The sequence below is a fragment of the Lactobacillus pasteurii DSM 23907 = CRBIP 24.76 genome (genome assembly GCF_000297025.1).
In the GTDB taxonomy this organism is placed as follows: Bacteria; Bacillota; Bacilli; order Lactobacillales; family Lactobacillaceae; genus Lactobacillus; species Lactobacillus pasteurii.
Genome location: NZ_CAKD01000012.1, coordinates 39,863 through 49,396, shown reverse-complemented (window position 1 = coordinate 49,396; position 9,534 = coordinate 39,863). Strand labels below are relative to the sequence as shown.

Sequence of the window (9,534 nt, the reverse complement as noted above, 5' to 3'; positions counted from 1 at the left end):
AGGAGCTGATTAACAGTTAACAAAAATATAGAAATATGTAGATAATTATAGATAAAAATAATAATTAAGCTTATTTAGAAAGTTAAACATGGAAAATAAGCTTTGATCCAATGTTTACTTGTTTTGCTTCGTCTTCTTATATAAACTTATGTTTGTATTCAAGGAGGTGAAGCAATGATTAAAACACAAGTAGTAAAGCTAAAAGTTAATAAAACCATGCGAAAGCATCTTGATGCTTTGTGTGATTATCGCAGATATTGCTGGAATAAAGGCTTAGAAACTTGGCAATTGATGTATGAAGCTCATACATTAAATAAAAAGGATAATCCAAGCCCCAATGAGCGCCGAGTCCGTGATGAATTAGTCGCAAATAAAGCTGATTGGCAATATGCTTTGTCTGCTCGATGTTTGCAACTAGCTGTTAAAGACTTAGCTAATGCTTGGAAGAACTTCTTTGATAAGGCTCAGCCTGATTGGGGTATACCTAGTTTTAAATCTAAGAAAGATCCTAGACAAGGCTTTAAGACTGACAGAGCCAAGATTGTTAATGGCAAACTTCGGCTTGATAAGCCTAGAAGTGTCTCAAAGGAAAATTGGTTTGATTTAAAAAGCTATGAAGCTCTAAAGATGGATGAGGTCAAAGTAGTAAGTATCTTCAAAGAAAAAGGCAGCTATTACGCGGCTTTACCTTATGAAGAAGAGATTTCAGCTAAGGCTAAAACTCAACAAAAGACAGCAGTTGACGTCAATGTTGGTCACTTCAACTATACAGAAGGTCAAATCAATGTTTTGCCTGCTAAATTGCAAAAGCTTTACAAGCGCATCAAACATTATCAAAGAACGTTGGCAGTCAAAAGAAAGGTTAATGGTAAGTTAGCTATTAAAAGTAATAATTACTATGCAGTGAGAACCAAACTGCAAAGAGATTATCGTAAAGTAGCTAATATCCAAAACGATCTTTTACAGAAGTTTACTACGCAGCTAGTTAATGATTACGACCAAATTGTAATTGAAGACTTAGCTGTCAAAGAAATGATGATGACGCATGTTGCTTCAAAAGGTATGCAGAGATCAGTATTTAGTAAGTTTAGACAAATTCTGACTTACAAATGTGCTTGGTATGGCAAAGAATTGATCTTAGCTGATAAAACCTATCCATCAACACAAAGATGTGCTGAGTGTGGCTATGTCAAAAAAGGTGATGAAAAGATCACTTTGCAAGGCAACCAAAAGCATGGCACTAAACACAACGAGTATATCTGTTATCAGTGTGGATATACAAACGATCGAGATGAAAATGCAGTATTAAATCTTTTAGCTTTGGCAAAATAAAAAGAAAATAAACGGGGCTGGCTAGGTCCTTAAGCTGTAAGAGCTGGTCAATGTGATTACTCCCAGGTGGAATATCAGAATACTAGTGAAGACGACAGTAAATGAAACAAAGAAAGGAAAAATATATCTTTCTGATATGTAGGAAATGCGTATTCTTCTACATATTTCCATGTTTTATATAGCAGCATTTCCCTAGACATTTGATAATCTATTGATTTAATACCTTGATGATCGAATCATCGATTGAAACCTTTTCTTTTGAGGAGACTTTAGCTTTTAGATTTTTATCTTTAATCGAGATAGCAAAAGCTGCCCCTGCTTGAGAAATATTTGAAGCAAGCATACCTGGTCCAAGGATGTTTTCACTCTTGGCAGGTCCGGTAATTCCTAGTGTAGCAAGTGGTACCAAAGAAATATGCATCCCCACCATTACCAGTAATGGTATAAAAGCACCCATCAAAGTAGGTACAAGCCATGGGATGTTCTTATTTGAAAAATTGATAATTAAGTATAAAATATCGCCAAGCCATGAACCGATTGGTCCAATTACAATCAAGGCAAGTGGTGCCATGATTAGCAGAATCAGTAATGGCTTTAGCATTGTCTTAATTACATTAGGGGATACCTTTTCTACGAATTTCTCAACATAGCTCATGATCCAAACGATCAAAATAATCGGAATAACCGATCCACCGTAACTTACTAAAGAAAGAGGTGCTCCAAACAAATTAAGAGGTTGTTTAGCGACAATTAATGACTCCAAGTTGGGTGAAGCAAAACACCTGCTAAGGCCATCGCTAAAAACTCGTTAGTTTTGAACTTTCTAGCTGCCGAAACTGCTAGCATGAATGGCAAGAAGTAAAATACCGAATCACTCATAAAATTCAAAATCACATAGTTTTGGGATGTTTTATCAACTAATCCAGTAGCAGTTAAAAGAGAAACCACTACCTTGAACATACCACCACCAATTAGAGGCGTAATAATTGGAGCCATAATTCCAACAAGGGTATTGATTAGTCTCTTAAATGGATTTTTCTCAGTTGTCGCAGCTTGACCATCAGAATTTTCTTCAAGCTTATATGCCTTATTGATCGCTTGGAAGTATTCCCCAACCTTACCACCAATAATTACTTGTGATTCTTCACCTGATTGAATTGCCCCTAAAATTTCAGGTTGCGTCTTCAAAAAATCCAGATCGAACTTCGACTTGTCTTTCAAAGTAAAACGAAGTCGCGTTGCACAATGATATAAACCGGTGATGTTTTCTGAGCCACCGAGGTGTTTAACGATGAGTTCAGCCATTTCAGCATTAGATCTCATTTCATTCACTCCAATCTAACAATTAATAAGTTAAAACGCGATGGATATGGATAATCAGATATGCTAATTCTTCTTTAGTAATTTATTTTTCATACAAAGTGTAGATCGTTTTCTCAAGTTTCAAGCCAATCTGACTAGCTTCTTGGTAGGATTCAAATACATGTTCTAGGAGAGTCGGATCATCAGCTAGCATATTACCACTAATATATCGCTCACTAAAAAACTTGATGTGCGTTACGAATCGATCATAGTTGATACCTTCTTGCTTGATCTTGCCATGAGTTAAAACTCTTAAGGTCTGCAAAATATTGTCAACTAAGCTAGATACCTCAAGTACATTTGAATTATCTACACTATTTGATGCGTTGATAATGTGAAAAACAATATTTGCTGCTTCTTCTTTAGGCAATTCAATATCTAAGTTATTCTTGATAATCGATAAAGCATGTACTCCAATCTGGAACTCAGTCGGATAATATGTTTTCATTTTCCAAAAAACTCGATTACCCAAGGTCAAATTGGAATTATAGCGATCAATCGCAAAATTTAGATGATCTGCCAAAGAATAATAGATGTTTGCTTTCAACTTGGTATCTAAAATAACTTCTGCATATTCAACAATCTGTCTAGTCACTTCAAAGTATTCTGCAGGAATTCTTTCTAAACTGGCAATTAATTCACTTTGACCTACATTGCTAACCGGCGCATATATTTTTGATATTTCTTTTCGATCTATCATGGCGCCAGTTTTTTGATTATTGATATGGCGCAACATCAATTCCCTTATTCAAATGTATTAACACGTTTCGAATATTGCTGGAAATAATATCGTCATCGCTCTTTGGCTCCAGCCAAGCAGTTACTGCCAGCTTGGTAAACTCTGGCAACTTGTCAACATTAAACACATCGCCAAAATTATGATAGCCAGTCTTCTTCAAAGTAACCGTCAGAACTTTAATATCGGATAAATTATTATCAAACTTCTGATACAAATCTTTCTTAGCAAGAGCGTGCTGCTTGGTGTCATAAATATTAACCCCGCCATTTAAGACATCGACTAAAACTGAACCAAATTTGTTTTCAACTTTAAACATGCCATAGTTATCAAGCTTCTTGATCGTTAAACACTTGCTAGTAATATCATCTTGCACTGTATCGATTAGCTCAGAAAGACTATCTGCTCCCCTTGCTTTGCGGTAATTATCCTCTGAGTAACTCAGATATGCCATCAGCATTTCATCAGTAGTATCCAAGGCTGCTGGAGTTAATTTCTTTGAACTGCTCTTCTTACTTTCAACCGATGAACTTGTTGATGAATAAGATTGCTTATCTTTTGACTTATCAGTTTCGGTAATTCGATCAGCTACTTCTTGAACTCGTTTGTTTTCCTATAAGCGGTAGATTCCCACAGCTATAATAATTCCAGCTACCAAAATAACCGCCGCTCCGCCCCATAGCACCTTAATCTTGCTGCTAGTTTTTGACTTAACTGCTTGTAAATTATTGCCGCACTTTGGACAAAACTTATCGGTTCGCTCTACGCTTGTCCCACATCTGGGACACTTTTCTTACTCATGATTCTTACCTACATTTCCATTACTTCATTCTTTATGCTTTTCAAAAGATAAATTACGATAGATCAGATATCCCACCAAACAAGTTAATAGGTCACTCATTGCTTGGGCCCAAATAATTCCATGATAGCCAAAGATTTTTTCCAAAATCGTCAATGAAATAAAGTAAAAAATTCCCTGACGGGTGATGGCCATCAGCAAAGCGCCCCAGGCATTGCCGATCGATTGAAAGACAGTGGTGTAAACTAAGATAATTCCTACAACCGGCGTAGTTATCAAGATAGCAATCAACATATAGCTGCCGGCACTGACGATTTCTGCTTGATTCATAAACATCGCAGTAATCTGTCTTGAAAAAATCATCAACACTCCGCCACTGATCACGGCATAAACCACTTGAACCAACATATCAAAGCGCAAGATTGCCCGTAGACGCTCCCAGTTTTGGGAACCATAGTTATAGCCAATTAGCGGCTGAGATCCAAAGGCAAAACCAACGATCACCAAGATGACGATGCTATAGATCTTTTGCGTAATCCCCATCGCAGCCACTTGATTAGCCCCATACATGGCTAGCGAACTATTAAGCAAAGCCATGCTAAAAGTTTGGGCAAAATTGGTAATTGAACTTGGGATACCGATTGCAACAATTGATCTAATTGACTTACGATCAATTTTCATCAAGCGCGGATTAATGCTGAGGTACTTGGACTTCTTCCATAAGAAGTAAAATAGCAGAATATCTGTCAGCAAATAGCCCAAAATATTGGCAATTCCGACGCCAGTGGCGCCCATCTTTAATCCAAAAAGGAAAATCGGATCTAAAATAATGGCGAAAATCGTCCCACTAACCGTTGAAATCATCGCTTGCAGCGCTAAGCCTTCTGTCCTTAGAAGATTCTGCGGTATAAGCGAACAAATAATCGTAATCGCACCAAGAGCAATCACCCGATAAAAGTCGGCTGCATCGGCATAGGTGCCGGCTTTGGCTCCCATCATCAATAGGATGGGGCGTTCAAATGCCAAAAGCAAAACACTGGTGATTATACCAGAAATAATTCCCAAATAAATACAAAAACTACTTACCCGTTTACTTAGTTCATAATTATGCTCGCCGAAAAGACGCGAAATCAAGGTACTCCCACCTAGACCGAAGATATCGGCTAAGGCAATTAAAAACATCGAAAGCGGAGCCGAAATCGTAATCCCCGCCACCAAATTGGCATCTCCCGTTTTGGCAACAAAATACGTGTCTGCCAGATTGTAGATCATGGTGGTGATCATCCCCAGCACCACCGGCAAGGCTAATTGGAAATAGACCTTTTTGATCGGTGCTTTGGCAAATAATTCATTCATCTTCTCTTCCATCCTAATTAGTTCACTTTTTTATTCTTATAATTCTATTTTACTATAGAAAAATCCCACTTCCGTAAGAAAGTGAGATTGTTTTACTATTAAAAACTAGTTCAAAGAAGCGTTAGCTACCTTGATATATTGGTTGAGTCCAACTCGATAGAACTTCTTGCCTTTGATTGTGGTGATCTTGCCCTTGTCTAATAAAGTAATCTTCTTACCCTTCTTCAAAACAACATGCTTGATATCATTCTTCAAAGCCTTGCCTTTTCGACTGTAAATGAATGCATTATGTTTCAAAGTAACATGCTTTATAGTATTGGCCACTTTTACAAAGCCATTATCTGCAATTTGGTAGAACAATTTGCCGTTCATGCTATATTTCTTACCTTGGTTCAAAGCCTTAATCTTGCTGCCTTTAGTAATGAGTTGCTTATTTCCATTGATCATGGCCACAGTTACGCCATCCTTTAGGTAAACAAAGGCATTGTGGGTAAGTTCGAGTTCAAGATAATCCATATTTGCAAGAACATCTGGTTTGACTGCTACTTCTGTTTGTGCAACTTGATAATTATCAGGTCTATTTTCTTCAAGGTGGCTATCTGTTTCATCATCAGATTTGCTATTAGAAGATACTTCAACGATCAAAGTACTCAATGGAGCCAAGTTGGTAATCTTGCTCAAACTCATTTGATCGCTTGATAGCAAAACTTTGGCATTTGACAAGTCTACTTGCGTAAACTCGTTATTTTCATTCTTTACGTTGAAGATTACATAAAGCTACTTGCGATTTTCTTGATATTCAAAAGCAAATAGACCATTTGTACCATTTTCAACAACTTTGACATTTTTAGCAATTTCACCGTAGTTGCTTTGTCTGAAAGAAGAATGGTCCTTTCTAACTTGGAGAAGCTTCTTGAAGTAGTCAACTGTATCCTTGTTAGCAGCTACTCGATTCCAATCGATTTGGTTGATTTCAATTGGTTTGTTGTAACTGTTGTCATCCCCATTCTTAGTCCGCAATGCCTCTTGGCCAGAATGAATAAATGGTACGCCTTGTGCTAGCAAAGCCATTGAAGTTGCTAGTTTGTCTCTTTTAATGATATTTTCTTCTGACTCGTTTGGCATGAGCGTCTTGATCATATCGTATAAAGTGCGATTATCGTGACAAGCGACATAATTGATCGTTTGGTTTGGTGAAAGATATGGATGGTTTTCTAGTTTGCCATAGTCTGCCCCACCTAAAAATCCAGCAATGAACTTACTTGCATTATCGGCATAATTATCTTCTTGGCCATTGCCCTCAACAAGTCCCGGCTTCAAGCCACCAAACTCAGGTCCCTTGATCGCATTGCGAATACCATCTGAGAAAAAGCCAATCTTGTCATCTAACTTGTCAGCATTGTATTGAGCCGCCCCTTGATCATGGTTGGTCTTGCGCATATCCCAACCTTCGCCATAGATCAAGATGCTTGGATCGATCTTGTTTACTTCTGAACGAATTTCGTTCATTGTATCGACGTCAAGAATCCCCATCAAATCGAATCTAAAGCCATCGATATTGTAGTTTTTGACCCAGTACTTAATCGAATCGACGATATATTTGCGGGCCATCTTTCTTTCACTGGCTACATCATTGCCAACGCCAGTTCCATTGGTGGTATGACCTTCGTCATCATATTGGAAATAATAGCCTGGAACAGTCTTGTCCAAAGCTTGCTTATCTGGAGCAAAGACGTGATTATAAACCACATCCATAACAACTCTAATTCCAGCCTTGTGAAGTCGATTGATCATTTTCTTCATTTCAAGAATACGACTTTCAGGGGTGGCAGGGTCGGTCGCATATGAGCCTTCAGGAACATTGTAGTTCTTTGGATCATAACCCCAGTTATATTCTCCCTTGTTTGAGTTTTCATCTAAACTTGCAAAATCATAGCTAGGCATAATCTGAACATGAGTGATGCCAAGAGATTTTAAATAGTCTAATCCGGTTACTTGGCCAGTTTGAGTTTTGCCAGATTCGATCATGCCAAGGAACTTGCCTTTATGCTCAATACCAGAATTTGGATCACTGGTAAAATCGCGCACGCTTGTTTCGTAGATAATTGCATCCGTTGGCTTTGAGAATTCTGGAAGTCGGTCAAAGTTATCCGGCTTGATTGCGTCATAGTCCGCAATCACTGCACGTTCGCCATTGATGGTCACAGCCTTGGCATATGGATCAATTGAGACGGTTTCTTTGCCATTGCCAAAAAGCAAGGAGTAATCATAAGCCCAATTCCTGTAGTCGCCATCTAATTTAAGCGTCCAAACGCCTTTATCGCTTCTGGTCATGGCATAAGTTTTAGTAGCAGTTGCTGAATTATCCAAACTGTTATATAAGTTTAAAGTTACGTTCTTAGCAGTTGGCGCCCAGAGCTTAATTTGCGTACCATTAGCAGCGTATAAAGCACCTAAGTCATTGCCATCATAGTAGTACTTGTCATCAAATTCCTTTGAACGAACATAGTTTCCAATGTCAATGGACTTGTAATTGTCGTTTATTCCGACTTGATTGTCATTTAAAATATCTAAATCTTTTTCAGTAGTCAGCACAAACTTCTTGCTTTCTCCGTTTTCATCCGGATCAACAGCTTTCACATCAACGATTTCATTGTCCTTGAATTGTAATTTATCTTTGGCTTGTTCTTGGTTCAGCTTTTTTCCTGTTTCAATTTGGATAGTATTACCGTTTATCATTGAAGCGGAGGTCAAGCTATCTGAAGCCAGTGCAAAACTTGCTGTGTAGTAAGCAGTCTTATCATCATTAGTTAGATAAATTGAAGTCTTTCCACCAGGCAATGCCGTAAATTCTCTAGTTATACCATCACTACCTAAGAAGAAAATCTTAGAAAATTCCGCACCCGATAGATCCAATGAACCAGTGAATTCTTTATTTCCAGTTAAAGCAACTTCTTTCTTGGTGTCATCACCATCAGTCCAAACTTGACCAGTAATGCTGTTTTCTTTTTCTTCTTTATTGTAGTAGTGAACATCTAATTTAGTTGAATCATATTTAGCTTCTACTTTTTTGTGATTCATCAGTCTTTTCTTTGTAAAAAACTTCCGCCTTACCACTATCATCTACGGTGACAACGCGGTCATTGCCTTCGCCATCTTTATCCCAATTGGATGGATTCTTAATCAAAATACCAACTTCCTGTTCATTGCCAGAAACATTAATGTTGGCATAGCAGCCATTCTCGTCTTTGCCATCCCAGTTGTATTGGCTACCACTGCCGTTAGGCTTCTTGCCCCAGACATATGGTACCCACTTGGTTCCGTCGCCTTGATAGTGAATCACAACTTTTGTTGTATCTTCTACTTGATTGTTTTGAGTTTCTGGTTTATCTTTATTAAGATCTGTAACAGAATCAGTTAGTTTCACATCTTGGTTTGAAGTTTGAGCTGTCGTAATCTCGGATGCTTCAACTTTACTTGATGAATAATTTGCTTCTACACAAAAGGCCAAAATTGTAGCAGAGCAAATGAATGTTACTTTACTGAATTTGTTACAGTTTTTCTTTTTATACATGTTAATCCTCCTAAATTGGTATACTAACATTCTACTGTTAAGCGTTTTCAATAACAATATAAGTAAAAATGTTGTTAACGATAACAATTTGTAAGAAAAAATTACAAAATTGTGCTTTGATATAAGTGAGATAAATAGTATATATTTATATGTAAAATCACCACTATTTTTATAAATCGCTCAATATAGCAATTTTTACGCACGTTTAGGATATGGATAATCTAGCATTTAGATACTTCCAGTGCAGTAAGTTTTTCAATGCAATTAATAACTAGGTAAAAAACAAAAAGATAATTTCAGAATGCAAAATTAGCTTTTTTGATCGGTTTATATATATTAATTTATAGTCTTATATCATTAATTAGCAAAATCCAC

General features: G+C 37.3%; 9 protein-coding genes and 1 pseudogene. 1 reads left to right on the top strand and 9 read right to left on the bottom strand.

The features are described from left to right. The first annotated feature begins 174 nt into the window (after positions 1-174). Positions 175-1,332 (top strand): RNA-guided endonuclease InsQ/TnpB family protein, encoded by a 1,158-nt coding sequence (locus BN53_RS02680; RefSeq protein WP_009558961.1) that lies wholly within the window; start codon positions 175-177, stop codon positions 1,330-1,332. A gap of 208 nt (positions 1,333-1,540) precedes the next feature. On the opposite strand, the gene BN53_RS10080 is transcribed toward BN53_RS02680, so the two are convergent. The 9 genes and pseudogenes from BN53_RS10080 to BN53_RS09870 all read right to left on the bottom strand — a co-directional run bounded on the left by BN53_RS10080 (position 1,541) and on the right by BN53_RS09870 (position 9,159). After that, positions 1,541-2,059, bottom strand: a complete 519-nt coding sequence (locus BN53_RS10080; protein WP_009559370.1) for a PTS transporter subunit EIIC — start codon at positions 2,057-2,059, stop codon at positions 1,541-1,543. A gap of 23 nt (positions 2,060-2,082) precedes the next feature. After that, positions 2,083-2,655 (bottom strand): PTS transporter subunit EIIB, encoded by a 573-nt coding sequence (locus BN53_RS10075; protein ID WP_009559369.1) that lies wholly within the window; start codon positions 2,653-2,655, stop codon positions 2,083-2,085. An 82-nt stretch (positions 2,656-2,737) separates the two neighbouring features. After that, positions 2,738-3,430 carry a PRD domain-containing protein gene (locus BN53_RS02670; protein ID WP_133286411.1) on the bottom strand — a complete coding sequence of 231 codons (693 nt, stop codon included), beginning with the start codon at positions 3,428-3,430 and terminating at the stop codon, positions 2,738-2,740. Then, entirely contained in the window at positions 3,411-3,884 is a 474-nt protein-coding gene (locus BN53_RS02665) for a hypothetical protein (protein ID WP_133286410.1), read from the bottom strand. The genes BN53_RS02670 and BN53_RS02665 overlap by 20 nt, the downstream gene beginning before the upstream one ends. Positions 3,885-4,043: 159 nt before the next feature. After that, a pseudogene (locus tag BN53_RS10070) lies at positions 4,044-4,214 on the bottom strand (zinc-ribbon domain-containing protein); the annotation flags it as partial. Positions 4,215-4,256: 42 nt separating this feature from the next. Next, positions 4,257-5,585, bottom strand: coding sequence for an MATE family efflux transporter (locus BN53_RS02660; RefSeq protein ID WP_009559366.1), 1,329 nt, complete (start codon positions 5,583-5,585; stop codon positions 4,257-4,259). 105 nt (positions 5,586-5,690) lie between these two features. Next, on the bottom strand, positions 5,691-6,308 hold the full coding sequence (locus BN53_RS09875) for an SLAP domain-containing protein (RefSeq protein ID WP_009559365.1): 618 nt from the start codon (positions 6,306-6,308) through the stop codon (positions 5,691-5,693). Positions 6,309-6,362: 54 nt separating this feature from the next. Beyond that, a complete protein-coding gene (gene pulA, locus BN53_RS02655; protein WP_009559364.1) occupies positions 6,363-8,666 on the bottom strand; it encodes a type I pullulanase in 2,304 nt (767 codons plus the stop codon). Then, entirely contained in the window at positions 8,641-9,159 is a 519-nt protein-coding gene (locus tag BN53_RS09870) for a pullulanase-associated domain-containing protein (protein WP_009559363.1), read from the bottom strand. Before BN53_RS09870 ends, pulA begins: the two co-directional genes overlap by 26 nt. Positions 9,160-9,534 lie beyond the last annotated feature (375 nt).